Origin of the sequence: Scleromatobacter humisilvae, from assembly GCF_023231945.1 — a bacterium.
Taxonomy (GTDB): Bacteria; Pseudomonadota; Gammaproteobacteria; order Burkholderiales; family Burkholderiaceae_C; genus Scleromatobacter; species Scleromatobacter humisilvae.
The window spans coordinates 166,199-190,773 of the sequence record NZ_JAJLJH010000002.1 but is presented as its reverse complement, the minus strand read 5'-3'; the positions used below and the strand labels follow the sequence as shown (position 1 = coordinate 190,773).

Genomic DNA, 24,575 nt, shown 5'->3' with positions numbered 1-24,575 from the left:
GGTAGCACGTCGCGCGCCCGGGTTGGGACGGTGTTGCCCTGACCTGACGCGGATTTTTCCGCGCCCGGCGCCCGTCCAGGCGTCAGACGCCCAGCCGGGCCTGGAGTTCCGCCACCTGGCCGCGCAGGTATTCGTTCTCCGCGGTCAGCTCCGCGACGCGATCCTGCAGCGCCTGCACCTCGGTGGTCGGGCGCTGGCTCGCCTCCTCGCGCGGCTTGCGCGTCGACTCGCGGGCGCGCTTGGCCGCCTGCTTGAGCTCGTCCTTGCCGGCACTCGCCGCGGCCACCTGCTCGTCGACCGGCAGGCCGGCCACCGCCGCAGCCGCGTTGAGCGAGATCGTGCCGGCGCGCACCGCTGCCACCACCTCGGGCGCGGCCTGCTTCTGGATCTTCTCGATCATCGTGACCTGGCTGGGCGTCAGCTTGGCGGCCTTGGCGACCGCCTCGCGCGACTTCAGCGGCGGCTCGGCCACGGCTGCCGGCTCGCCATCGATCGGCGACACCGGCTCCGCCTCGCCCAGCACCTCGGCGCGCATGTGGGCGTCCTTCTTCGTCGCGCGAGCCGCCGCCTGGCGCTCCTCGACGATCTGCTTCTTGCGTAGCGCCAGCACGCCGCGCTGGAAGTCGGATACGCTGCGCCGCCCCAGGTGCTGGTCGATCATCCACAGGTGCACGTCCTCGAGGCTGCGGAAGCGCGTGTTCTGCACCGTGTTGAACGCGAGCCCGTGCTTCTGGCAGATGCCGTAGCGGTTGTGGCCGTCGACCAGGATGTCGCCCCACAGCACGAGTGCGTCGCGGCAGCCCTCGGCGAGCAGGCTGCGCTCCAGCGCGTCGTACTCGTCGGGCGTCAGCGGATCGATGTAGGTCTTGAGGTCTTCTTGGACGACGATGTTCACGGTGCGGGATCGGCAAGCGGAGGTCGGAAGACGCGAAGGCCTGCACGGAGCGGGCCTGTCGGTCGGAAGCAGGTCGCCATTCTAAGGCGCTAGGGCTCCACCAGCACCTCGCCGGCGACGCGGCGGCGCTGCAGCCGCAGCACGCCCGCGCCCCAGGCGAGCGCCAGCAGCACGACCGCCACGCCCAGCGCATGCGTGAACGCCCCGATCGCCTGCGCGTGGTGCAACTGGTTGACGGAGTCGAACAGGTAGATCCAGTCGTGGAAGCTGTCGTTGCCGGTGCCGCCGCCCAGCAGCGTCAGCTTCGGCTCCCAGGCGTCGTACATGTAGGGCGCGACGTCCAGCAGCGACACGCCGAACAGCCACAGCCCGATCGACGCGCCGAACGGATCGCGGTTCTTCCACAGCAGCGCGCCGCACAGGATCGCGGGCATCAGCAACTGCCCCAGCGTGCCACCCGCCACCGTCACCCACTCGCCGAACAACCGGAAGATCACGTGGCCGGCCTCGTGGAACACCAGCAGCGGGCCATGGATGAACGAATCCATCATGTCGCCCTCGCGCAGGCTCATCCAGCTCAGTCGCCCTCCCCAGATCGCGAAGAACACGAGCAGCGCGACACGCAGCTTGAACGCGGTCGCGTCGACCTTGTCGGGCACGTGCCACAGCGACGAGTCGCCGCGCGCGGCCTCGGCAAGTCCATGCATCTCCGGCCGCTCGCGCGCGAGCGTGCCGGCGCGGGCGAGGATCACCCCGCAGGCCGGGCATTCGGCGGGAAACGCCTGGTCGGCGGGCAGCGGCGCGTGGCCGCATTTGGGACAGAGCTGGCGCATCGGCGCCAGTCTAGGGCGCGGCGCCGCGGGCGAGCCTTCGCCCGCCGCCCGAAAGCGTGCGAAATCAACGCTCCGGCGGCGCGCACCACGGGCTCCGTCGGGCGATCAACCCCCACGTTGAGAGCCTGCGCAACGGCGACTTACTGCCGTGTTCGTGCATAGAATCCGCCGGCGCCGCTGTCGGGCGACGCGGGCGGGGCGCACGGGGGACCGGCGATGCTGGATGTCTTTTTTACGGTCGATGTCGAACTGTGGTGCGACGGCTGGCACGAACTCGATTCGACGTTCGCTCGATCCTTCGACCGCTACATCCTCGGCACGACGCCGACCGGCCAATATGGCCTGCCCTATCAACTGGCCGTGCTGGCCGACCACGGCCTCGAGGGCGTGTTCTTCGTCGAGCCCCTGTTCTCGACCCATTTCGGTGCGGGCCCGCTCGACGAGATCGTGGGCGTCATCCAGGAGGCCCGGCAGGAAATCCAGCTGCACCTGCACACCGAATGGGTCGACGAGGCGTCGACGCCGTTGCTGGACAACGTGACCGTCAAGCGCCAGCACATGCGCTGCTTCTCGCTGGACGATCAGACGCGCCTGATCTCGATCGGCAAGGAGCTGCTCGCGCATGCCGGGGTCGACACGGTGTCGGCGTTCCGGGCCGGCAGTTTCGGCTTCAACCTCGACACGCTGGCCGCGCTGGCCAGCAACGGCGTGTTCCTGGACGCCAGCTACGACGCCACGATGATGGGGCCGGACAGCGGGCTGCTGCCCGGCGTCACGGTGGTGGAGCCGGTCGAATGGCGAGGCGTCGTCGAATATCCCATGACGGTCTTCCAGGACGGTCCCCGGCACCTGCGCCACGCGCAGCTGACGGCGTGTTCGTACTCCGAGCTGGAAGGCCTGCTGTGGAGCGCGCTGGCCGAAGGGCGCCAGGCCTTCACGGTCCTGTCCCACAATTTCGAGCTGCTCGATGCGGCGCGCAGCGGCGCGGATCGGGTCGTCATCGATCGCTTCCAGCGCCTGTGCAGCTTCCTCGACAAGAACAGGGATTCGTTCCGCGTGCGCGGATTCGACGGCCTGCTCGCGACGCCGGTGGCGCGCCAGCCGGCGCCGCTCGCCTCGCCGATCTGGAAGACCGCCGGCAGGATGTTCGAGCAGTTCAGGCGAAGGGCGACCACGTGAGCAGCTGGCAGCTCAATCGGGTTCCGCTCAAGTTCCAGCTCGGTGACCTGACGCTGTTCAGCGTTGCGTTGTCGATGCAGACGCGATCCGACCGCCTGAGCGACGAGACCCGGGCCGTCGAGTCCCCTGCCCGGCCCGGCGATCCCCTGGAGCGCGGCAGCCAGGGCTTCATGATCCGCGCCCTGCCCGTCGCCGGCGAACTTCCGACGCTGCGCGCCATCGACGGCTTCCTGCGCTACGTCCCCCTGCAGTACCGGCATTGCTACATCGACCTGCGGACGTCGTTCGACGAGTACCAGAACAAGTTCTCGTCGAAGACCCGCGCGACCATCAAGCGCAAGCTCCGCAAGTACGCCGAACACTGCGGCGGCCAGATCGACTGGAAGACCTTCGCGTCGCCGGCGGAGATGCGCGACTTCCATCGCCACGCGCGCGAGGTCTCGCGCAAGACCTACCAGGAAAAGCTCCTGGACGCCGGCATTCCGGACACCCAGGAGTTCATGAGCGAGATGGAGAGCCTCGCCGCCGCGGGCCAGGTGCGCGGCTACGTGCTCTTCGACCGCGAGCGCGCCGTGTCGTACCTCTACTGCCCCGTGCATTTCGGCACGCTGGTCTATGCGTACCTCGGCTACGACCCGGCCTACATGCAGCATTCGGTCGGCACGGTGCTGCAATGGCTGGCGGTGCAGCAGATGTTCGAGGAATCGATCTTCAAGTTCTTCGACTTCACCGAGGGCCAGTCCGACCACAAGCGCCTGTTCGCGACCCATGAACTGCGCTGCGCCAACGTGATCTTCGTCAGGCGCACCCTGCCCAACATCATTCTTCTGCGCAGCCACTGGTGGATGGGCCGCTTCTCGAAATGGCTGGGCGATTCCCTGCAGGCCCTGGGTCTCAAGGACTGGATCAAGCGCAGGCTGCGCTTCGGTGGCGCCCAATGACCCTCGCCACGACGCCATGAACGCCCTCCTCAAGACCGCGGCCCGCGCCCTGCTCGGGGATTACGCCATCTACTTCGTCTATCGCCTCGACAAGGACGCGGCCCCGGCGCCGGCGCCCCCCGGGCATGGCAAGTTCTCCTTCGAATTCGTCGACGAGGCCAGCGCGCGGGCCAGCGTGGATCCGCTGATCCAGTCCCAGATCGAGTATGTCGGGGCCGGCGCCTGGGCCTTCGCGTGCCGGGACGGTGCCCGGGTCGTCGGGCTCTGCTTCTACTGGGCCGGCGACCGCTACCGGCGGCGCAACTTCTGGCCGCTGGCGGACGACGAGGCCAAGCTGGTGCAGCTCGTGACGCTGCCGGAGATGCGCGGGCGCGGCATCGCCGGCGACCTCATCGGCTGGTCGTCCCGGGCCATGTTCGACCAGGGCTTCCGGCAACTGTTCGCGCGCATCTGGCACTCCAACAAGCCGTCATGGCGCGCGTTCGAACGGGCTCACTGGAAGCGCGCCGCCCTCGTGGTCGAGATCAGTCCCCTGAAGCGGGCGAGGCCCGTCAGGATCCGCATCGGCCGCCGGCCCTCGGGCCGGACGGACTGAATCGTCACATGTGCTCGATCATCACGTCGCCGAAGCCCGAGCACGACACCTGCGTCGCGCCGTCCATCAGCCGCGCGAAGTCGTAGGTGACCTTCTTGCTGAGGATCGCGCGCTCCATGGAGGCAATGATCAGGTCGGCGGCTTCCGTCCAGCCCATGTGGCGCAGCATCATCTCGGCCGACAGGATCTCCGAGCCCGGGTTGACGTAGTCCTTGCCGGCGTACTTGGGCGCGGTGCCGTGCGTGGCCTCGAACATGGCGACGGTGTCGGACATGTTGGCGCCCGGCGCGATGCCGATGCCGCCGACCTGCGCGGCGAGCGCGTCGGAGATGTAGTCGCCGTTGAGGTTCAGCGTCGCGATGACCGAGTATTCGGCCGGGCGCAGGATGATCTGCTGCAGGAAGGCGTCGGCGATGACGTCCTTGACGGTGATGTCGCGGCCGGTCTTCGGGTTCTTGAACTTCACCCAGGGGCCGCCGTCGATCAGCTGGGCGCCGAACTCCTTCTGCGCCAGCGCGTAGCCCCAGTCGCGGAAGCCACCCTCGGTGAACTTCATGATGTTGCCCTTGTGCACCAGCGTGACGGACGGGCGGTCGTTGTCGATCGCGTACTGCAGCGCCTTGCGCACCAGGCGCTCGGTGCCCTCGATCGACACCGGCTTCACGCCGATGGCCGAGGTACCGGGGAAGCGGATCTTGGTCGCGCCCATCTCGTCCTTCAGGAACGCGATCAGCTTCCTGGCCTGGTCGCTGCCGGCCTCGTACTCGATGCCCGCGTAGATGTCTTCCGAGTTCTCGCGGAAGATGACCATGTCGACCTTCTCGGGGCTCTTGACCGGCGAGGGCACGCCCTTGAAGTAGCGCACCGGCCGCAGGCAGACATACAGATCGAGCTGCTGGCGCAGCGTGACGTTCAGCGAGCGGATGCCGCCGCCCACCGGCGTGGTCAGCGGGCCCTTGATGGAGATGATGTAGTCCTTGACGATGTCCAGCGTCTCGTCCGGCAGCCAGACGTCCGCGCCGTAGACCTTGGTCGCCTTCTCGCCGGCGAAGATCTCCATCCAGTGGATCCGGCGCTTGCCGCCGTAGGACTTGGCGACCGCGGCGTCGACCACCTTGAGCATGACCGGCGTGATGTCCAGGCCGGTGCCGTCGCCCTCGATGTACGGGATGATCGGCTGATCGGGCACGTTCAGGGAGAAGTCCGCATTGACGGTGATCTTCTGCCCGCCCGCCGGCACCGTGACATGTTGGCTCATTGACTCTTGCTCCAGGTTGTTCTGGCGCCGGGTGCACCGAAGGAGGGCCCGGCAAAAAATAAATTCTAGTTCACAAAAAACTGTCAACCGCTCGACAAGGCGATGCGTTTGAGGGCTGCTACGCCCTGACGGGCAAGCAACTTCAACTTATCTAAGGTACCTTAAAATGACCAAGCTCCTGGCCGCCCTGATCGTCTCCACCTTCGCCGTTGGCGCCTTCGCTGCCGACGCCGCTTCGGCTCCGGCTTCGGCCCCCGCCAAGAAGGCCGTCAAGGCCGAGAAGAAGGCTGCGAAGAAGGCTGACGCCGCTTCGGCCGCTGCTTCGAAGTAATTCGAACTTCTCTGGACCGCACCGGCTCGCCGGCGCGGTTCGAGATGAGAGAACGCCCGGCTTCGGCCGGGCGTTTTCATTGGCGCGACGAAATCGACGCGTGAACCATTTCACCGATTGTGCGCCTCAGCCCTCGCCGCTCGCCGGCTTCGCGACGTGGCTCACCGCGTGGCCCGCGCGCTCGTACTCGCGCCAGCGCTGGCGCCCCGCCTCGCGATGCTCGGGATCGAGCCCGACGATCGCGATCAGCCGATCGAACACGCCCACGTCCGCCACCGGATGGCCCGCCAGCGTGACGCCGATGCGACATTGCGCCGGCGCCGTCGCCGCGCCCTTGACCAGCACGATCGGCGACAGCGCGAGACGCCCCGCGTCGGCGCCGTCCCGCGGCAGCATCACGTGCGGCACGAACTCGAGCGACTCGAAGGTCCACAGCGCCTGGTCGAGGCGATCCAGCAGGGCCGGCTCGCCATGCACCGCGACCCTCGCGCCCGATCGATAGGCCTTGCGCAGCAGCCGGCACGCGTAATCCAGCGGATTCGCGATGCCGGTGTGGAAGGCGACGTCGGTCAAGGCCTTACTTGGCGCGCGACATCACGAAGTGCGTGAGCAAGGGCACCGGCCGGCCGGTCGCGCCCTTGGCGGCGCCCGAACGATGCGCCGTGCCGGCGATGTCGATGTGGGCCCAGGGGAACTTGGACGTGTAGCGCTGCAGGAACTTGGCCGCGGTGATCGAGCCGCCGGCGCGGCCGCCGATGTTGGCCATGTCGGCGAAGTTGCTCTTGAGGAGATCGTCGTACTCGTCGTCCAGCGGCATGCGCCAGGCCGGATCCAGGCCGGCGGCCGAGGCGGCCAGCAGGTCGGCGGCGAGCGCGTCGTCCGGCGAGAACAGGCCCGAGTTGTGATGACCCAGCGCGATCACGATGGCGCCCGTCAGCGTGGCGATGTCGACGACGGCGGCCGGCTTGAAGCGCTCGGCGTAGGTCAGCGCGTCGCACAGGATCAGGCGGCCTTCGGCGTCGGTGTTGAGGATCTCGATGGTCTGGCCCGACATGCTGGTGACGACGTCGCCCGGCTTCGTCGCCTTGCCCGAAGGCATGTTGTCGCAGGTCGGGATCAGGCCGACGAGGTTGACCTTGAGCTTGAGCTCGGCGACCGAGCGCAGCGTGCCCAGCACGCTGGCGGCGCCGCACATGTCGAACTTCATCTCGTCCATCTCGGGGCCGGGCTTCAGCGAGATGCCACCGGTGTCGAACGTGATGCCCTTGCCCACCAGCACCACCGGGGCGTCCTTCTTGGCGCCGCCCTTGTACTGCATGACGATGAACTTCGGCGGCTCCTCGGAACCGCGCGCGACCGACAGGAACGAGCCCATGCCCAGCTTCTCGCAGGCCTTGCGATCGAGCACCTCGACCTCGAGGCCGTGCGTCTTGACCATGGCCAGCGCCTGCTCGCCCAGGTAGGTCGGCGTGGCGTAGTTGGCCGGCAGGTTGGCGCACTCGCGCGCCAGGTCCATCCCCGAGACGATGGCCGCGCCAACGCCCAGGCCCGTCTTCGCGGCGGCCGCGGCGGACTTCGGCACCGCATACGACACCTTGGCCAGCGCCGGCGCCGGCGCGGCGCTCGGCTTGGTCTTGCTGTAGTGGTAGACGGCGTCGCCCACGGCGATCGCCAGCGCCTCGGCATGCGCCGCGCTGGCGTCGCCGCCGACGACGGCCACGTGCTTGGCCGGGCCCGACTTGACGGCGGCGAGGGCCGAGGCGACGGCCGACTTGAAGGCCTTGGCCGAGGCGTCGCGCGAGACGGCCAGCACGACGCGGCCGGCCTTCACGCCGGCCACTCGCGGCAGGTAGACCGACTTGCCGGCCTTGCGCTCCAGGTCGCCGCCCTTGAGCGCGTCGGCCAGCGCCGCGTCCACGACGCCGCCGAAACTGGGCAGATCGCCGGTAGCGGGCAGGACGACGATCAGGGCATCGGCAGCGATGCCGGAGACGCCAGATTCGGGCAGAGCCAGGGTTTGGAAGTCCATGGTGGGTACTTGTTGTCGATTGGAGATAATCAAGCGATGTTATTCGATTCGACAGTCCGCAAGGAGTTGGCGCGCAGCTTCGGGGCGACGCTGATGGTGATCCTCACCATCTTCATGACCAACATGGTCATCCGCACGCTGGGCCTGGCCGCCAACGGCGCGGTGGCGCCGCAGGACGTCGTCTTCATCTTCACGCTGCTGGGCCTGCAGACGCTGCCCATCATCCTGTCGCTGTCGATGTTCATCGGGGTCATCCTCACGCTCGGGCGGATGTACCGCGAGAGCGAGATGGCGATCTGGTTCTCCAGCGGCGTCGGCCTCGCGCGCTTCATCCGGCCGGTGATCGCGACCAGCTGGCCGGTGATCGTGCTGGTGGGCATCCTGATGCTGTTCGTCTGGCCGTGGAGCTACAGCCAGTACAACGACCTGCGCCAGCGCTTCGAGCAGCGCGCCGACGTGCTGCGCGCGTCGCCGGGGCAGTTCCAGTCTTCGGGCGACGGGCGCCGCGTCTTCTTCGTCGAGAAGGCGGCCAGCGGCGCGGCCGCCGGCGGGCGCAACGTGTTCATCCTGAACGACGCGGGCACGCGCGAATCGGTGGCGCTGTCGCAGTCGGGCAAGATCGAGAACGTCGGCGACGACCGCTTCCTCGTGCTCGATTCGGGCCACATGGAGCAGACCGACAAGACCTCGGGCGAGCACACCCACGTCGAGTTCAAGAACTACCGCGTGCACGCGGGCACCGGCGCCGCCCCGAACAACAACGCGCCCTCGCCGCGCGCGGTCGACACCGCCGATCTCGTGCTGGGCGGCGGCCCGGCCTACATGGGCGAACTCACCTATCGCGTCGGCCTGATCCTGGGCGTGACCAACCTGTTGTTCATGGGCATCAGCCTGTCGGCCGCGAACCCGCGGCGCGCGAGCAACTGGAGCCTGCTGTTCGCGGCGCTGGCGTTCGTCATCTACTTCAACCTGCTCAACCTGACGCAGGCCTGGGTGACCGCCGGGCGCGCCAACATCGTCGTCGTGCTCGTCGGCCTGCACGGGGCCGCGTTCCTGCTGGGCCTCGGCCTGATCTGGTGGCGCGAGCACGCCACGGTGATCCATCCGCTCAAGCTGCTGCTGCGCCGGAGCGCTCGATGAAGACCGTCCGCAACCTTCTCTACCGCGACGTGCTGTGGTCGGTGTTCTTCGTGACCATCTTCTTCATCGCGCTGTTCTTCTTCATCGACTTCGTCGACGAGATGAGCCGCGTCGGCCGCAACGGCTACTCGATGGCCGCCGCCGCGCTCGCGGTGCTGCTGGAGCAGCCGGGCCACGTCTACGAGCTGTTCCCCATCGCGGTGCTGATCGGCACGATCTACTCGATGGCGCGGCTGGCGCAGTCGTCGGAGTTCACGATCCTGCGCACTGCGGGCCTCGGCCCCGGCCGCGCGCTGAGCCTGCTGGGCGTGGTCGGGCTGCTGTTCGCGGTGCTCACGTTCAGCCTCGGCGAGTACGTGACGCCGCACAGCGAGCAGGCCGCCGGCTTCCTGAAGGCGCGCTTCGGCATGGGCCTGGCGATCGGGCGCACCGGCGCGTGGCTCAAGGAGCGCCGCGCCGACCCCGACGGCGAGCTCAGCATCACCGTCAACGTGCGCGGCGTCGGCAAGGACGGCGAGCTGACGGGCGTGCGCATCTACGAGATGGACCCGAGCGGCCGCGAGGTGCGCAGCCTCGTCGCCGAGCACGCGATCGTGCCGCGCGCGCGCTCCGTCTCCGAGTGGACGCTGCAGGACGTCACCGAGACCAGCTGGATCGCGCGCAGCGCCGCCGGCGAACCGCATGTCGAGACGAAGACGCTGCCGCAGATGGCATGGCCGACCCGCCTCAACGCGTCCGTCGCCGCGGCCGCGCTGCTGCCCGCGCAGAGCATGGGCGCGCTCGCGCTGTGGCGCTACAGCACGCACCTGGCCGAACAGGAGCAGTCGACGCAGAACTACCGCATCCTGTTCTGGAAGCGCGTCCTGCACCCGTTCGCGTGCCTGGTGATGGTGGCGCTCGCGCTGCCCTTCGCGTACCTGCATGCGCGCGCGGGCGGCGTCAGCGTCAAGGTGTTCGGCGGCATCATGCTGGGCATCAGCTTCGTGCTGCTGAACAACGTCGTCGGCCACCTCGGGCTGCTGCACGAATGGACGCCGTGGGTCGCGGCCTCGGTGCCCAGCGTGGTCTACCTGCTGATGTCGATGTCGGCGTTCGCGTGGCTGGTGAGATATCGATGAGCAAGCGCGGCATCGTCCTCCTGGCCCATGGCGCGCGCGATCCGGCGTGGGCCGTGCCCTTCGAGGCCGTCGCGGCGCGCGTGCGCGAGCGCGCGCCCGAGGCCGTCGTGCGGCTCGCCTTCCTCGAGCTGATGGCGCCCCCGCTCGCGGATGCCGGCGCCGAGCTGGCCGGCCTCGGCTGCACGCGCGTCGATGTCGTGCCCGTGTTCCTCGGCGGCGGCGGCCACGTGCGGCGCGACGTGCCGGCGCAGCTCGCCAGGCTGCGCGAGACGCATGCCGAGGTCGTCTGGACGCTGCACGATGCGCTGGGCGAGACGCCGCACGTCATCGCCGCGCTGGCCGACGCCGCGATCGACCTCGCCGGCCTCGGCTTCGCCGCCGGCCACCACCCGCTGGACGGACTGGCCACATGAACCTGCACCAGTTCCGTTTCGTGCAGGAGGCCGTGCGCCGCAACCTGAACCTGACCGAGACCGCGAAGGCGCTGTTCACGTCCCAGCCCGGCATCTCCAAGGCCATCCTCGAGCTGGAGGAGGAGCTGGGCATCGATCTCTTCGTGCGCCACGGCAAGCGCCTGCGCCGCGTCACCGAGCCCGGCCAGGAGGTGCTCAAGGCGATCGACGTGATCCTGCGCGAGGTCGCCAACATGAAGCGCATCGGCGAGGAGTATTCGAAGCAGGACGCCGGCACGCTGTCGATCGCCGCCACGCACACGCAGGCGCGCTACGTCCTGCCCGAGCCGGTCGCGCAGCTGCGCCGCCGCTTCCCGAAGGTGCAGGTGAGCCTGCACCAGGGCTCGCCCGACCAGGTCGTGCAGATGCTGCTGGATGGCACCGCCGACATCGGGCTGGCGACGGAATCGCTGTCGGAGCCCGAGGATCTCGTCTCGCTGCCCTGCTACGAATGGCAGCACGTGATCGTGATGCGCGCCGAGCACCCGCTGGCCGAGGTCGAGAAGATCACGCTGGAGCAGCTCGCCAACGAGACCCTGATCTCGTACCACCCGTCGTTCACCGGCCGCAAGCGCATCGACGCCGCATTCGCGCAGCGCCGCCTCAAGCCCAACATCGCGCTCGAGGCGATCGACTCGGATGTCATCAAGACCTACGTCAAGTCGGGGCTCGGCGTGGGCATCGTCGCCGAGATGGCCGTGCGCGACGACCCGCCCGGCGGCGAGCTGGTGAGCCGGCCGGCGGGCCACCTGTTCGGCACCAACGTCACGCGCGTCGCGTTCCGCCGGGGCGCCTACCTGCGCGGCTATGTCCTCACGTTCGCGGAGCTGCTGTCCGACCGCCTGACGCGCCCGCTGCTGCTGCGCGCGCTCGGCGGCGACGGAGAAAACTATGACCTCTGACATCGACACCCTCGTCGGCGCAAGCCGCCTGCCCGCCGTGGGCACGACCATCTTCACCGTGATGTCGGCGCTGGCCGCCAGGACGGGCGCGATCAACCTCGGCCAGGGCTTCCCCGACTTCGACTGCGACCCTGCGCTGGTCGACGCCGTCGCCGCCGCGATGCGCGCCGGCCACAACCAGTACCCGCCGATGACCGGCGTGCCGGCGCTGCGCCAGGCCGTGTCCGACAAGATCGCGCTGACCACCGGCCGCCGCTACGACGCGGACTCGGAGATCACGATCACCGCCGGTGCCACGCAAGGCATCCTGTCGACCGTGCTGGCGCTGGTGCATCCGGGCGACGACGTCGTCGTGCTGGAGCCTTGCTACGACAGCTACGGCCCGTCGATCACGCTGGCCGGCGGCAACACGATCCGCGTGCCGCTGACGCCGGGCACCTGGCGCCCTGACTTCGACGCGCTCGCCAAGGCACTGACGCCGCGCACGCGGCTGGTCATCGTCAACACGCCGCACAACCCGAGCGGCACGGTCTGGACCGCCGACGAGATGGCGCGCTTCGCCGCGCTGCTCGCGCCGACGCGCGCGCTGGTGCTGTCCGACGAGGTCTACGAGCACATGGTGTTCGACGGCGTCGCGCATGCCAGCGTCTCGGCCATTCCCGAGCTGGCCGAACGCAGCGTGGTGGTGTCGAGCTTCGGCAAGACCTTCCACGTCACCGGCTGGAAGGTCGGCTACGTCGCCGCGCCGGCCGCGCTGATGCGCGAGTTCCGCAAGGTGCACCAGTTCAACGTGTTCACGGTCAACGCGCCGATGCAGCACGGCATCGCGGCCTTCCTGGCCGACCCGTCGCACTGGCAGTCGCTCGCGCCGTTCTACCAGGCCAGGCGCGACCGCTTCCGCGCCGGGCTGGCGGCGACGCCGTTGACGCTGCTGCCCTGCGAGGGCACGTATTTCCAGTGCGTCGACTATTCGGCGCTGTCCGACAAGAGTGACCTCGCATTCTGCGAATGGCTCGCCACCGAGGTCGGCGTGGCCGCGATCCCGATGTCGGCGTTCTACGACCAGGCGCCCGACATGCGCGTGATCCGCTTCTGCTTCGCCAAGAAGGAAGCCACGCTCGACGAGGCGCTGCGCCGGCTGCGGGCCCTCAAGGCCTGAGACGGTTCAGCGCCTGGTCGGCAGCTCGGAGTCGGGCGGATCGCCTTCGTGCCAGTCCAGCGGCGACGGCTTGGGCCGGGTCGCGGCGGCGGGCGACAGGCTCAGCTCGTCGAGCGTCGCGTGCACGTCCCCGCCCTCGACCAGCACGTCGCCCTGCGGCAGCTCGAGATCGAGATGGGCGACGCCGTGCCCGGGCTCGAAGCCGGTGAGCTCGAAGCTGGTCAGCATGCCGTGCCGGGTATCGCCCTCGGCGTCGACCGAGTCGAGGTCGAGACCGCGATCCCCAGCCGGCAGCGCGCTCTCGTTGACTTCGCGCGCGCTCGGATAGACGGGCATCGCCGCGGTGGGCTCGGAATCGCCCAGCGGCAGCAGGACGTCGATCTGCGTGCCGCCGTGGCCGCCGCCGTTCTGCCACAGGTCGCGCGCCAGCGAGTACAGCACCAGCACGTCGCGGTAGGCCGGCAGGTCGAACAGCTCGCTGGTGTCGTCGCGCTTGAACAGCAGTCCTTCGAGCACCGCCATCGCGTCGATCGGCGAGGCCCAGGTGCTTTCGAGCAGCTCGATGGTCTCGGGATAGTCCTCCAGCGAGCGGCCGGCGGTGGGGCCGGTGTCCCAGTCGGGCGCGTAGGCGTTGAAGCGGCGGTTGAAGCGCGCGCGGGTGCGCTCGTAGGCGCTGCGGTCGCCCTGGCGCCTGTAGATCTCGAGCAGCTTGGTGTACGGCAGCGGGCTCTGGCCGCCGGCGCTGCGCAGGTGCGACATCAGCAGGTCGACCGCCGCGTCCTCCTGGCCCAGCGCGATGAAGAAGTCGGCCTGCTGCTCGAGGTCGAGCAGTTCCTCGACCGACAGCTCGCGGGGCGCCGGCTCGGGCGCGGGCCGCATCGCGGCGGCCATGGTCTGGCGATCGAGCGGACGCGTGGCGGAGTGGTCGGGTGCGACGGGTACGCCGCGCGCGTCGCTCTCGTCGATGGGCGGCAGCTCGGGGAGCGAGTCTTCCAGCGTCGGCAGCGCCGGGGTGTCGGCGACGGGCGCGACCGGCACGACCTCGACGACCGGCTCGGGTTCGGGCATGGCCGACGACGCCGGGCCCAGTTGGGACTGGTTGAACCAGTCGCTGTGCGCGATCCGGTTCTGCTGGCGCAGCTTCCACGCCAGCGCGGCGATGGCCGCGGCGGCGATCGCCAGCAGGCCCAGCAGCCAGGGCGCCCAGTCAGTGCGCGATTCCGCCTCCGCCAATTGCGCCTTCAGCCTGGCGGCCTCGTCGTGCTGCACCTGGTTGTCGTGCTTGAGCGCCTGGATGCTCTGGTCGAGCGCCTTCAGCTGGCGGATGTCGGGATCATCGGCATCCGCGAGGCCGATCGCCGCGCCCGAGGCGGCGGACGGCGGCGGGATGATCGGCTCCTCCATGTCGAGCTTGAGGTGCGGCACGCCCTGATCGAGCACCAGGCGCGCGGCGTCCTCGGCCGAGGTCGGTGGCGCGACCCGCGGCCCCGGCTTGCGGGCGCTCCCGGCATCGGCGACGACGTGGCGCCTGGACGGCGCCGCCGCCGGCGGTGCGTTGAGTTCGTTGGCCAGCGCCATCGTCGGGCCCTTGCGCACGACGCGCGCGCGCCCGTTGCCCGCCGCGCTGGCGCCGCGCTGCGCTGCATAGGCATTGGAAAACGCGCTGGTCGGCGCCGCGGCCGGCGAGGCCTGCGCGACGCGCGAGCCCGGCGCCGGCGCGGCATTGACGGGCGCGACCTGCGGCAGCTGCGCGGTCGTCGCGCCGAGGCTGGGCGGATCGGCGAACACCGAGAAGCGGCGCGTGAACGGCCGGTCGCAGCTGGCGTTGAGTGCCACCTCGACGATCGGCTCCGCCACCGGCGCGCTCGCCGTGATCTTGACGATCCAGGCGTAGTCGCCCGTCCCCGGTTGCAGTTCCGTGCGAACCTGGGTCGGCGGCAGCGGCGACTCACCGTAGTAAACCTGGGTCGTCAGGCATTCCAGGCCGATATGCTCGCCCGGTTCGACGCGGATGGGTACCGTGAAAGTGAACGCCTGGCCGAGTACCGCGTCGGAAACCGCGCGACCGAAACCCAGCGCCCAGGCTTGTTGGGACGCCAATGCGGTCGCGGCGAAAATGATGTGCGCGGTAAAGTGTTTTTTCATTCCTGTGGACACCACAGATTACCCGATCGACTCTATCACGGTTGCTTACAGAAACTGTCGCCGGAACATCGGGGGAGAATGATGCTTATTCGTGACATATGGTTCAACGCGCAATTCGTTGAATATCTCCGGTTTCGCCAATTTCTGTATCCATCCTGAAGGCCGCCAATGCCGAGTGAACTCCTGACTTCCCGCGAAGGTTCAACCCTGATATTGACCCTGAGCGACCCCGCCACCCGCAACACGTTGTCGCCCCAGGTCTACTCGGCAGGCGTCGAGGCGCTGAACGTCGCGGAATCCGACGATTCCATCCGGGCAGTCATCGTGCGCGGCGACGGCGAGCATTTCTGCGCCGGCGGCGACCTGAATCGAATCATCGGATTGCGCAAGACCGGCCCGCAAGCCCAGTCGGAATCGATCGCGTTGTTCCACCAATTGATCGAATCGCTGCGCGCTTTCCCGAAACCCACGATCGCCGCGGTGGAGGGTTTTGCGGCCGGCGGGGGAATGTCGCTGGCGCTGGCCTGCGACCTGCTGGTCGCGGCGTCGGACGCCAAGTTCGTCATGTCCTACGGCAAGGTCGGCCTGACGCCGGACGGCGGCGGCTCCTGGCACGTGGCGCGCATGCTGCCGCGGCCGGTGGCGCTCGAGATGCTGTGGCTGGCCGGCCCGATGAAGCCGGAACGCCTGCATGCGCTGGGGCTTGTCAACCGCGTGACAGACAAGGGCCAGGCGCTCGCCGAAGCTCTGGCCCTGGCCGACAAGCTCGCCGCGATGGCCCCGAACGCCGTCGCCGGCGCCAAGGAACTGGTCGCCCGCGCCGCCCTGTCGCCGCTGGGCGAACACCTCGAGGCGGAACGCCGGCAATTCATCGTCAACCTGTTCCACGACAACGGCGACGAGGGTTTGAAGGCCTTCTTCGAGAAACGCCTGCCGGTATTCCGCTGACGATTCTTGCGCGAGTCGGCGGCATCGAACTGCATAACCAACGGAATTTCCCCTTGCCCGCCGACCGCCCTGCCCCGCAACTGCCCGTCCGACGCCGCCTCTACCTCATGCGGCACGGCTCGGTCGACTATTTCACCGCCGATGGGACGCCCGTCCCGCCGCACACGGTGCCGCTGAACGACGCTGGCCGCGCGCAGGCGGACGCCGCCGGCGCGCTGTTCGCCGCCGCGGGCGTGCGCTTCGACCGCGTGCTGGTGAGCGGCCTGGCGCGCACCGTCGAGACCGCGCGGCGCGTCCTGGCCGCCGCCGGCCAGGACACGGCGATCGCGCACGATCCGCGGCTCGAGGAGATCCGCCCCGGCCGCCTCGATTCGATCCCGCGCGAGCAGCTGCGCGCCGCGTTCACCGGTGTCTTCAGCGCCGCGGCCGACGTCGAAACCTTGCGGTTCCTGGGCGGCGAGACGGTCGGCGCGATGATGGACCGCTGCCTGCCGGCGTTCGACGAGCTGCTGGCCGATCCGTCCTGGCACTGCGCGCTGCTGGTGCTGCACGGCGGCATCAACCGCGCGCTGCTGGGCCACGCGCTGACGGGCGGACGGACCTTCCTCGGCCGCCTGGAGCAGTCGCCGGCCTGCATCAACGTGCTGGACATCGGCGCCGGCGACATCGTCGTGCGCGGCACCAACCTCGCACCCACGCAATGGCTGCACGAGCGCGAGCGCTACACGACCATGGAGAAGCTGCTGGCGCAGTACCTGCGCGCGGGGGATATTCCGGTTTGAGACGACAATCGAAGCATCGCGGACCCGCGCCAGGCGGGCCCGCCGCTGTCGCGTCTGGGACTAGGAATGAACAACCCGATTCTTACAATCGAAGAACAGAACAACATCGACGCGGGGCCATGGTTCTCCAAACTGTCCGAGGAACTGCGCGCCGCGATCCTGTCGCGTGCCGTCGTGCGACGGCTGGCGGACGGCGCGCCGCTGGCCTCGCGCGGATCGCCCGCGGAAGACTGGTGCGGCGTGGCCAAGGGCGCGGTGCGCGTCAGCTCGGTGTCGATGTCGGGCAAGCAGGTCTCGCTGACCTACGTCGAGCCGGGCACCTGGTTCGGCGACATCGCGCTGTTCGACGGCCTGCCGCGCACGCACGACGCCGATGCGCACGGCGCCACCACGCTGCTGTCGGTGCGCAAGGCCGACTTCAAGGACCTGCTGCAGCAGCACGTCGAGCTGTACGACGCGCTGCTGCGCCTGAACTGCCGCCGGCTGCGCATCATGTTCAACCTCGTCGAGGACCTGAACACGCGGCCGCTGTCCGCGCGCCTGGCCAAGAACATCCTGATGCTGGCCAAGAGCTACGGCATCAACCAGGGCGACGAGGTGCGCATCGGCCTGCAGCTCGCGCAGGAAGACCTGGCGCAACTGGTGGGCGCGTCGCGCCAGCGCGTCAACCAGGAGCTCAAGGAGCTTGAGCGCGAAGGCGCATTGCGCATCGAGCCGACCCGCATCGTCGTGCTCTCGCGCGAGAAGCTCGTGCACGCCGCCGAACGATAAGCTGCATCGGACAGGTCTCCGGTGCGTTGAACGACAACAACGATCGAGACATTTTCGATGAACCAGACAGAACAGAACACCGGCACCCGCCCGGTCGCCGACAGCCATCGCTTCGACATTGCCGCCCTCGAGGCGTATCTCGCGAAGAACCTGGACGGCTTCGCCGGCCCGTTGAGCGTGGAGCAGTTCAAGGGCGGCCAGTCCAATCCGACGTACAAGCTCGTCACGCCGTCGCGTTCGTACGTGATGCGATCCAAGCCGGGCCCCGTCGCGAAACTGCTGCCGTCGGCGCATGCCGTCGAACGCGAGTACCGCGTGATGGACGCGCTCGCGGGCACCGACGTGCCGGTCGCGAAGATGCACCTGCTGTGCGAGGACGAGTCCGTCATCGGCCGCGCGTTCTACGTGATGGACTTCGTCGACGGCCGCGTGCTCTGGGACCAGGCCCTGCCGGGCATGGCGCCGGCGCAACGCGGCGCGATCTACGACGAGATGAACCGCGTGATCGCGGCGATGCACAGCGTCGACGTGAACGCCATCGGCCTGGCCGACTACGGCAAGCCCGGCAACTTCTTCGCGCGCCAGATCGGCCGCTGGACCAAGCAGTACCAGGCCTCGATCACCGACCCGATCGAGGCCATGGACCGCCTGATCGAGTGGCTGCCCGCGCACATGCCCGCGAGCGCGATGGACGAGTCGCAGGTATCCATCGTGCATGGCGACTACCGCATGGACAACCTGATCTTCCACCCGACCGAGCCGCGCGTGCTGGCGGTGCTCGACTGGGAGCTGTCGACGCTCGGCCATCCGCTGGGCGACTTCAGCTACCACTGCATGGCCTGGCACATCCCGCCGGGTACGTTCAGGGGTATCGCCGGCCTAGACCACGCGGCGCTCGGCATCCCGTCCGAGCGCGACTACGTGCGCCGCTACTGCGAGCGCACCGGCCGCGCCGACCCCGACGCGCTGCTGGCCGACTGGAACTTCTACCTCGCCTACAACCTGTTCCGCCTCGCGGCCATCCTGCAAGGCATCGCGCGCCGTGTCGTCGACGGCACCGCCTCGAGCGCGCAGGCGCGCACGACGGCCGCCGGCGCGCGGCCGCTCGCCGAACTCGCCTGGCAATTCGCCAACAAGGCCTGACATGGACTTCAGCTACTCGCCCCGCACCGTCGACCTGCAGCAACGCCTGCTCGCCTTCTTCGCCGAGCACATCACGCCCGCCGAGCCGCGCTACTTCGAGGAGATCGCGGCCAACACCGCGGCCGGCAGGCGCTGGACGCCGCTGCAGCTGATCGAGGATCTGAAGGCCAAGGCACGCGCCGCCGGGCTCTGGAACCTGTTCCTGCCCGACAGCGAGCGCGGCGCGGGCCTGTCGAACCAGGACTACGCGCCGCTGGCCGAGATCATGGGCCGCACGCCGTGGGCCAGCGAGGTCTTCAACTGCTCCGCGCCCGACACCGGCAACATGGAGGTGCTCGTTCGCTACGGCACGCCCGAGCACCAGCAGCGCTGGCTCGAACCCTTGCTGGAAGGGAAGATTCGCAGCGCCTTCGCGATGACCGAGCCGGCAGTGGCGTCGTCGGACGCGACCAACATCCAGGCCAGCATCGCTCGCGACGGCGACGAGTACGTGCTCAACGGCCGCAAGTGGTGGACGTCGGGCGCGGGCGACCCGCGCTGCGCGGTCTACATCTTCATGGGCAAGTCCGACCCGGAGGCGCCGTCGCATTCGCAGCAGTCGATGATCCTCGTGCCGGCCGACGCGCCCGGCGTCAAGGTGCTGCGTCCGCTGACCGTGTTCGGCTACGACGACGCGCCGCACGGCCACATGGAAGTGGCCTTCGACGACGTGCGCGTGCCGGTCTCCAACATCCTGCTCGGAGAGGGCCGCGGGTTCGAGATCGCCCAGGGCCGGTTGGGCCCCGGCCGCATCCACCACTGCATGCGCCTGATCGGCCTGGCCGAACGCGCGCTCGAGCTGATGTGCGAGCGGGCGTCGGAGCGCGTCGCGTTCGGCAAGCCGCTGTCCAGGCAGACGGTGACGCAGGAGCGCATCGCCGAGGCGCGCTGCCAGATCGACATGGCGCGCCTGCTCACGCTCAAGGCTGCGTGGATGATGGACGTGGCGGGCAACAAGTCGGCCAAGTCCGAGATCGCGATGATCAAGGTCGTCGCGCCCAACATGGCCTGCCGCGTCATCGACTGGGCGATGCAGGTGTTCGGCGCGATGGGCATGTCGGAGGACGCGCCGCTGGCCTACTTCTACACGATCGCCCGCACGCTGCGTTTCGCCGACGGCCCCGACGAGGTGCACCGCAACTCGATCGCCAAGATCGAGCTGGGAAAGCTCAGGCAGTCTTCCTGAGCGCGGCGTCGACGGCCTCGGCCACGGCGATGCAGGTCTCCAGCACGTGCGCGCGCGGCGTCGCGGCCGCCTGCCGGATCACGACCTGGCCGCGCGACAGCCGCAGGATGAACGGCTCGGCCGACACCGCCTCGATCGGCATCGCTTCGGCGCGCTGCTTCAGCGCGTCGGCGATCGGGCCGGCCAGCCAGTGCGAGACCCAGGCCGCGTCGTTGCTGATCGCGCCATAGCGGTCGCGCAGCGGCACGCCCATCTGGTTGGGGCTCAGCTTGGCGTGCATCGCGAGCCAGCGCATCTCCTCGGGCGTCTCTTCGTCGAGACGGGTCTGCACGTTGTCGGTGAACTGCGCATAGACCTCGTGGTCGAGGCGCGCCAGCAGCGGCCGATCCAGCACCAGCGCCTGCACGTCGGAGTTCTGCGCGACCTCGAAGCGGATGCGGAACTCGTGGCTGCTCATGAAGCTGCGCTGCGCCGGGCCCCATTCGATGCGCCAGCCCGCGTGCGCCGGGTTGTGATCCATGGCCCAGCCGTCGTGCGCGATGGTGCGCTTGAGCGTCCACTGGTGGTCGCGGGCCCAGGCGACGAAGTCCTCCCAATTGGGAAGCGCCCCTCCCCACGTCAACCATCGCCGCACCGCGTCAAGCATGATGTTGTATTGTTCGTCACCAGCCCCTCGAGGAGGCATCCGATGATCGAAGTGTATTCGTGGGCCACGCCGAACGGCCACAAGGTCCACATCATGCTCGAAGAATGCGGCCTGCCGTATCGCGTGCACGCGGTCGACATCGGCGCGGGCGACCAGTTCAAGCCGGACTTCCTCAAGATCAGTCCGAACAACAAGATCCCTGCCATCGTCGATCCCGACGGCCCCGACGGCAAGCCGATCAGCCTGTTCGAATCGGGCGCGATCCTGCTGTACCTCGCGGGCAAGACGGGCCGCTTCCTGCCCGAGAGCGTCGCCGAGCGCTACGAGATGCTGCAGTGGCTGATGTTCCAGATGGGCGGCGTCGGCCCGATGCTGGGCCAGGCGCACCACTTCCGCATCTACGCGCCCGAGAAGATCGCCTATGCCGTCGACCGCTACACCAACGAGGCGCGCCGCCTGTACGGCGTGATGGACAAGCGCCTCGCGAAGTCGCGCTACATCGGCGGCAAGGACTACGGCATCGCCGACATGGCCATCTTCCCGTGGCTGCGCTCGTGGAAGAACCAGGGCATCTCGTGGGCCGACTTCCCGCACCTGAAGGGCTGGTTCGACGAGATCTCCGCCCGACCCGCCGTGATCCGCGGCGTGGACGTCCTCACCGGCCAGCGCCGGCCGCTCGACGTCGATCCGAAGGCGCGCGAGATGCTGTTCGGGCAGACGCAGTACGCGCGCCGATGAGCGGGCCGATAGAATCGCGGGCTGCACGAGACTGCCCATAGCTCAACTGGATAGAGCAGTTGCCTTCTAAGCAACAGGTCGGGGGTTCGAGTCCCTCTGGGCAGGCCACCTACTCCGCTCCTTCGATCCCGACGCACGCATGCTCAAAGCCCTCGCCGCCTGCAGCGTGCTGATCGTCGAGGGGCTGCCGCCGCGGCGCCGCCGATGACCGCACGCTGCGCCATCAGCTGGAGCGCCGGCAAGGACTCGTGGCTCGCGCTGATGCGTGCGCGCGAGCATAGCCTGGCCGTCACCACCTTCGTGACGATGTGCGACGAGGACGGCACGAGCAAGTCGCACGCGCTGCCGCCCGACCTCATCGCGGCGCAGGTGCGCGCGCTCGGTGGCGAGTCGAGGAGCGTGCGCGTGCCGCCGGGCGAATACGCCGCGCGCTTCGATGCCGGCCTGCGGGAGGTCGCCGCGTCCGGCCACACGCACATGGTCTTCGGCGACATCGACCTGCAGGCCCATCGCGACTGGCTCGCGCCCGCGTGCGAGCGCGCGGGGCTCGTCGCGCTGTTTCCGCTGTGGCGCGAGACGCGCGAAGCGCTCGCGCGCGAGCTCGTCGCGCGCGGCGTGCGGGCGCGCGTCGTCTGCGTGGACACGCGCTGGCTCGACGCGTCGTACTGCGGCGCGGACTACGACGCCGCCTTCCTCGCGCGCCTGCCCGCGGGCGTGTGCCCGTGCGGCGAGGACGGCGAGTTCCACACCTTCGTGACGGGCGGCCCGGGCTTCGCGGCGCCGCTGCGCGTGGTCGACGCACCGCAGCGCCGCGTCGCGTCGCAGCCGCCGTTCGCGCCGACCGAGTTCGTGTTCCAGCCGCTGTCGCTGGCGGGGCCGGCATGACGCGCTTCGTGATGGTCTGGGGCACGTCCAGCGGCGCCGGCAAGAGCTGGCTCGCGACGGCGCTGTGCCGCGCGGCGGCGCGCCGCGGCACGGCGGTCAAGCCGTTCAAGGCGCAGAACATGAGCAACAACGCGCGCGTCGTCGCCGGCCTCGACGGCCTGGGCGCCGAGATCGGCGCCGCGCAGTATTTCCAGGCCCTGGCCGCGGGCACGGAGCCGGGCGTCGACATGAATCCCGTGCTGCTCAAGCCCGAGCGCGACACCGCGAGCCAGGTCGTCGTGCACGGACGCGTCGACGCCGCGCTCGGCCGCATGGGCTGGCGCGAGCGCAGCGCGACGCTGGCGGCCGCCGCGCGCGAAAGCCTGCGACGGCTGGCCGGCACCTGCGAGCTGGTCGTCATCGAAGGCGCGGGCTCGCCCGCCGAGATCAACCTCGCGCCGCAGGACTACGTCAACCTCGGCACGGCGCGCCAGGCCTGCGGGCTGGGCGCGTTCGACGGCCTGCTGGTGGCCGACATCGACCGCGGCGGCGCGTTCGCGCATCTCTACGGCACCTGGGCCCTGCTGCCCGACGACCTGCGCGGCTCGCTGCGCGGCTTCGTGCTGAACAAGTTCCGCGGCGACGCCGCGCTGCTGGAGCCCGGCCCGCGCGATCTGCAGCGCCTGACCGGCGTGCCGCTCGCCGGCGTGATCCCGATGGTGCGCGACCACGGCCTGCCCGACGAGGACGGCCTGTTCGATGCCGGCGACCCGCGCGCGACCAGGGCCGGCCGGCTGCGCATCGCCGTGCTGTGTCCGCCGCACATCAGCAACCTCGACGAATTCGAGCCGCTGCGCCGCCAGCCCGGCGTGCAGCTCGCGTGGGCACGCGACGAGGCCGAGCTTTCCGGCGCGGACTGGATCGTGCTGCCCGGCTCCAAGCAGGTCAGCGGCGACCTCGCATGGCTGCGTCGGCAAGGCCTGGACGCCGCCATCGCGCGGCACGCCGCCGCCGGCCGTCCGGTGCTGGGCATCTGCGGTGGCCTGCAGATGCTGGGCGAGGCGCTGGTCGACCCGGACGGCCACGACGGCGACGCCGGCTTCAACGGCCCGGGCCTGGGACTGCTGCCGCTGGTCACGCGCTACGAGCGCGACAAGCGCGTGCGCCGCACGACCTTGCACTTCGGGCTGACAACGGGCGCCTGGTCGCCGTGGGCCGGCGTCGAGGCGACGGGCTACGAGATCCACTGCGGCGTCACCGTGCCCCACCCCGACCTGCCGCCCGCGTCGGTCGCGCTGCGCGATGCCGACCGCGAGGCCATCGGCTGGCAGCGCGGCAACGTGCTGGGCGTCTACGCGCACGGGCTGTTCGAGTCGCCCGCCTTGCTGCGCGCGATGTGGGGCGCGAGCGCGCCGGCGCTGGACGACAGCTTCGACCGGCTCGCCGATCTCGTCGACGAACAACTCGATCGCGCGCTGCTGGATCGGCTGCTGTCCCCGAGCAGGTAGAATAGCGAGCTTCGGGGCGTAGCGCAGCCTGGTAGCGCATCTGGTTTGGGACCAGAGGGTCGCGAGTTCGAATCCCGCCGCCCCGACCATTCACTTCAAGACCTGACGGCAGCCCGCGCGGTGCGCGGCGCTGGCCGGGCACCGCACGAGGATGGACAGAAACCCGTACGAGCCGCCGCAGACGTCCGTCCAGGTCGCGGCATCGCCCGCCAAGGCACTGCCGTTCCCGTTCGACCTCGTGTTGCGCGTCGTGATCGGCGCGGCCTTGTGCCTTCTCGGCGCGTCCTCGCTGGTCTGGCTCCATGGCCAGTGGGATCGGCTCGCCGACCTGGCCATCATCCAGCCGTCGTCGAGCCCGTGGCTGTTCCTCGTGCCCTTCGTGGCCATGATCCTCACCGGCGTGGCGATGCTGATGCGCTCGCGATTCGCATTCATCCCGTTCGGCGTCTACACCGTGTTCTGCGCCGCGCTGGCGTGGCATCTGTTCGGCTGGCATCAGCCCCGAATCTTCCTGCTCGCTTTCGGCCTGCAACTGGCGTTGCTCGCCTTCCTCGTCAGGCTTCTGTCGCGCAACCTCCTGCGCTGACTCGCGCGATCGCGCGAGACGCAAGCGCCGATTCAGGCCGCCGGGCGCACCGCGACGCGCCGTTCGCCCACCGCGACCTCGTCGCCCGCGCGCACCTTGCGGCCGCGCCGCAGGTCGACCTCGCCGTTGACGCGCACGCCGCCCTGCTGGATCAGCATCTTGGCCTCGCCGCCGCTGCCGGCCAGGCCCGCGGCCTTGAGCAGCGCGTCCAGCGTGATGTGGTCGCCGCGCAGGTCGAAGGCAATGGGATCCATGGGATGTCTCGGCGAATCGAAAAGGGTCGCCAGCGTAACGCCATTTCGGGCGCACAAAGAAAAGAGCCCGGCACAGGGCCGGGCTGAGACCGGCGACCAAAGAGGAGGGAGGGAGGAGGTGCGCCGCCGGAAA

General features: G+C 69.4%; 26 protein-coding genes and 2 tRNA genes. 20 read left to right on the top strand and 8 right to left on the bottom strand.

What is annotated here, in order from left to right:
• Window positions 1-82 precede the first annotated feature (82 nt).
• Window positions 83-895: a plasmid replication/partition related protein gene (locus LPC04_RS10250; protein WP_275682119.1), complete on the bottom strand. Its 813-nt coding sequence runs from the start codon at window positions 893-895 to the stop codon at window positions 83-85.
• An 89-nt stretch (window positions 896-984) separates the two neighbouring features.
• Window positions 985-1,728 carry a hypothetical protein gene (locus LPC04_RS10245; RefSeq protein ID WP_275682118.1) on the bottom strand — a complete coding sequence of 248 codons (744 nt, stop codon included), beginning with the start codon at window positions 1,726-1,728 and terminating at the stop codon, window positions 985-987.
• 216 nt (window positions 1,729-1,944) lie between these two features.
• Between LPC04_RS10245 and LPC04_RS10240 the strand changes: the two genes are divergently transcribed.
• The 3 genes from LPC04_RS10240 to LPC04_RS10230 are packed head-to-tail and all read left to right on the top strand — an operon-like array spanning window position 1,945 to window position 4,443.
• On the top strand, window positions 1,945-2,907 hold the full coding sequence (locus LPC04_RS10240; RefSeq protein ID WP_275682117.1) for a polysaccharide deacetylase family protein: 963 nt from the start codon (window positions 1,945-1,947) through the stop codon (window positions 2,905-2,907).
• Window positions 2,904-3,848, top strand: a complete 945-nt coding sequence (locus tag LPC04_RS10235; protein ID WP_275682116.1) for a GNAT family N-acetyltransferase — start codon at window positions 2,904-2,906, stop codon at window positions 3,846-3,848. Before LPC04_RS10240 ends, LPC04_RS10235 begins: the two co-directional genes overlap by 4 nt.
• Window positions 3,849-3,864: 16 nt before the next feature.
• Entirely contained in the window at window positions 3,865-4,443 is a 579-nt protein-coding gene (locus tag LPC04_RS10230; RefSeq protein WP_275682115.1) for a GNAT family N-acetyltransferase, read from the top strand.
• A gap of 4 nt (window positions 4,444-4,447) precedes the next feature.
• Here the strand turns inward: LPC04_RS10230 and icd are convergent, their stop codons facing one another.
• On the bottom strand, window positions 4,448-5,701 hold the full coding sequence (gene icd / locus LPC04_RS10225) for an NADP-dependent isocitrate dehydrogenase (protein WP_275682114.1): 1,254 nt from the start codon (window positions 5,699-5,701) through the stop codon (window positions 4,448-4,450).
• A gap of 166 nt (window positions 5,702-5,867) precedes the next feature.
• On the opposite strand from icd, the gene LPC04_RS10220 reads away from it, so the two are divergent.
• On the top strand, window positions 5,868-6,032 hold the full coding sequence (locus LPC04_RS10220; RefSeq protein ID WP_275682113.1) for a hypothetical protein: 165 nt from the start codon (window positions 5,868-5,870) through the stop codon (window positions 6,030-6,032).
• 126 nt (window positions 6,033-6,158) lie between these two features.
• Here LPC04_RS10220 and LPC04_RS10215 read toward each other — a convergent pair whose 3' ends face one another.
• Both LPC04_RS10215 and LPC04_RS10210 read right to left on the bottom strand, forming a co-directional pair.
• Complete coding sequence (locus LPC04_RS10215) at window positions 6,159-6,605, bottom strand: DNA polymerase III subunit chi (protein ID WP_275682112.1); 447 nt, start codon at window positions 6,603-6,605, stop codon at window positions 6,159-6,161.
• Between the two features lie 4 nt (window positions 6,606-6,609).
• Window positions 6,610-8,061 carry a leucyl aminopeptidase gene (locus LPC04_RS10210; RefSeq protein WP_275682111.1) on the bottom strand — a complete coding sequence of 484 codons (1,452 nt, stop codon included), beginning with the start codon at window positions 8,059-8,061 and terminating at the stop codon, window positions 6,610-6,612.
• 36 nt (window positions 8,062-8,097) lie between these two features.
• Here LPC04_RS10210 and lptF point away from each other — a divergent pair, with 36 nt between their 5' ends.
• Genes lptF through LPC04_RS10185 form a run of 5 tightly spaced genes read left to right on the top strand, consistent with a single transcriptional unit; the run spans window position 8,098 to window position 12,832 of the window.
• A complete protein-coding gene (gene lptF, locus LPC04_RS10205) occupies window positions 8,098-9,201 on the top strand; it encodes an LPS export ABC transporter permease LptF (RefSeq protein ID WP_275682110.1) in 1,104 nt (367 codons plus the stop codon).
• Window positions 9,198-10,319, top strand: a complete 1,122-nt coding sequence (lptG, locus tag LPC04_RS10200; protein WP_275682109.1) for an LPS export ABC transporter permease LptG — start codon at window positions 9,198-9,200, stop codon at window positions 10,317-10,319. Before lptF ends, lptG begins: the two co-directional genes overlap by 4 nt.
• Window positions 10,316-10,732: a sirohydrochlorin chelatase gene (locus LPC04_RS10195; RefSeq protein WP_275682108.1), complete on the top strand. Its 417-nt coding sequence runs from the start codon at window positions 10,316-10,318 to the stop codon at window positions 10,730-10,732. Before lptG ends, LPC04_RS10195 begins: the two co-directional genes overlap by 4 nt.
• The gene (locus tag LPC04_RS10190) at window positions 10,729-11,673 is read left to right on the top strand and encodes a CysB family HTH-type transcriptional regulator (RefSeq protein WP_275682107.1); all 945 of its coding nucleotides are present in this window, start codon (window positions 10,729-10,731) and stop codon (window positions 11,671-11,673) included. The genes LPC04_RS10195 and LPC04_RS10190 overlap by 4 nt, the downstream gene beginning before the upstream one ends.
• A complete protein-coding gene (locus LPC04_RS10185; protein ID WP_275682106.1) occupies window positions 11,663-12,832 on the top strand; it encodes a pyridoxal phosphate-dependent aminotransferase in 1,170 nt (389 codons plus the stop codon). Before LPC04_RS10190 ends, LPC04_RS10185 begins: the two co-directional genes overlap by 11 nt.
• A 6-nt stretch (window positions 12,833-12,838) precedes the next feature.
• Here LPC04_RS10185 and LPC04_RS10180 read toward each other — a convergent pair whose 3' ends face one another.
• Window positions 12,839-14,932, bottom strand: a complete 2,094-nt coding sequence (locus LPC04_RS10180) for a type IV pilus assembly protein FimV (protein ID WP_275682105.1) — start codon at window positions 14,930-14,932, stop codon at window positions 12,839-12,841.
• A gap of 213 nt (window positions 14,933-15,145) precedes the next feature.
• On the opposite strand from LPC04_RS10180, the gene LPC04_RS10175 reads away from it, so the two are divergent.
• The 5 genes from LPC04_RS10175 to LPC04_RS10155 all read left to right on the top strand — a co-directional run bounded on the left by LPC04_RS10175 (window position 15,146) and on the right by LPC04_RS10155 (window position 19,846).
• Window positions 15,146-15,925 carry an oxepin-CoA hydrolase, alternative type gene (locus LPC04_RS10175; RefSeq protein ID WP_275682104.1) on the top strand — a complete coding sequence of 260 codons (780 nt, stop codon included), beginning with the start codon at window positions 15,146-15,148 and terminating at the stop codon, window positions 15,923-15,925.
• Between the two features lie 107 nt (window positions 15,926-16,032).
• On the top strand, window positions 16,033-16,707 hold the full coding sequence (locus tag LPC04_RS10170; RefSeq protein WP_275682656.1) for a histidine phosphatase family protein: 675 nt from the start codon (window positions 16,033-16,035) through the stop codon (window positions 16,705-16,707).
• A gap of 66 nt (window positions 16,708-16,773) precedes the next feature.
• The gene (locus LPC04_RS10165; protein ID WP_275682103.1) at window positions 16,774-17,478 is read left to right on the top strand and encodes a Crp/Fnr family transcriptional regulator; all 705 of its coding nucleotides are present in this window, start codon (window positions 16,774-16,776) and stop codon (window positions 17,476-17,478) included.
• Between the two features lie 57 nt (window positions 17,479-17,535).
• Entirely contained in the window at window positions 17,536-18,621 is a 1,086-nt protein-coding gene (locus LPC04_RS10160) for a phosphotransferase (RefSeq protein ID WP_275682102.1), read from the top strand.
• A gap of 1 nt (window position 18,622) precedes the next feature.
• Complete coding sequence (locus LPC04_RS10155) at window positions 18,623-19,846, top strand: acyl-CoA dehydrogenase family protein (protein WP_275682101.1); 1,224 nt, start codon at window positions 18,623-18,625, stop codon at window positions 19,844-19,846.
• Here LPC04_RS10155 and LPC04_RS10150 read toward each other — a convergent pair.
• Window positions 19,830-20,492 carry a hypothetical protein gene (locus tag LPC04_RS10150; RefSeq protein WP_275682100.1) on the bottom strand — a complete coding sequence of 221 codons (663 nt, stop codon included), beginning with the start codon at window positions 20,490-20,492 and terminating at the stop codon, window positions 19,830-19,832. The two genes, LPC04_RS10155 and LPC04_RS10150, sit on opposite strands and share 17 nt — an antisense overlap.
• Before the next feature lie 42 nt (window positions 20,493-20,534).
• Between LPC04_RS10150 and LPC04_RS10145 the strand changes: the two genes are divergently transcribed.
• The 6 genes from LPC04_RS10145 to LPC04_RS10120 all read left to right on the top strand — a co-directional run bounded on the left by LPC04_RS10145 (window position 20,535) and on the right by LPC04_RS10120 (window position 24,188).
• The gene (locus tag LPC04_RS10145) at window positions 20,535-21,230 is read left to right on the top strand and encodes a glutathione S-transferase N-terminal domain-containing protein (RefSeq protein WP_275682099.1); all 696 of its coding nucleotides are present in this window, start codon (window positions 20,535-20,537) and stop codon (window positions 21,228-21,230) included.
• 31 nt (window positions 21,231-21,261) lie between these two features.
• Window positions 21,262-21,338 (top strand) — tRNA-Arg (locus LPC04_RS10140).
• A gap of 96 nt (window positions 21,339-21,434) precedes the next feature.
• Entirely contained in the window at window positions 21,435-22,115 is a 681-nt protein-coding gene (locus tag LPC04_RS10135; protein ID WP_275682098.1) for a Dph6-related ATP pyrophosphatase, read from the top strand.
• Window positions 22,112-23,602, top strand: coding sequence for a cobyric acid synthase (locus LPC04_RS10130; protein ID WP_275682097.1), 1,491 nt, complete (start codon window positions 22,112-22,114; stop codon window positions 23,600-23,602). Before LPC04_RS10135 ends, LPC04_RS10130 begins: the two co-directional genes overlap by 4 nt.
• A gap of 12 nt (window positions 23,603-23,614) precedes the next feature.
• Window positions 23,615-23,691 (top strand) — tRNA-Pro (locus LPC04_RS10125).
• Window positions 23,692-23,753: 62 nt separating this feature from the next.
• Entirely contained in the window at window positions 23,754-24,188 is a 435-nt protein-coding gene (locus LPC04_RS10120) for a hypothetical protein (RefSeq protein ID WP_275682096.1), read from the top strand.
• Window positions 24,189-24,220: 32 nt separating this feature from the next.
• Here LPC04_RS10120 and LPC04_RS10115 read toward each other — a convergent pair whose 3' ends face one another.
• A complete protein-coding gene (locus LPC04_RS10115) occupies window positions 24,221-24,442 on the bottom strand; it encodes an RNA-binding S4 domain-containing protein (RefSeq protein ID WP_275682095.1) in 222 nt (73 codons plus the stop codon).
• Between the last annotated feature and the right edge of the window lie 133 nt (window positions 24,443-24,575).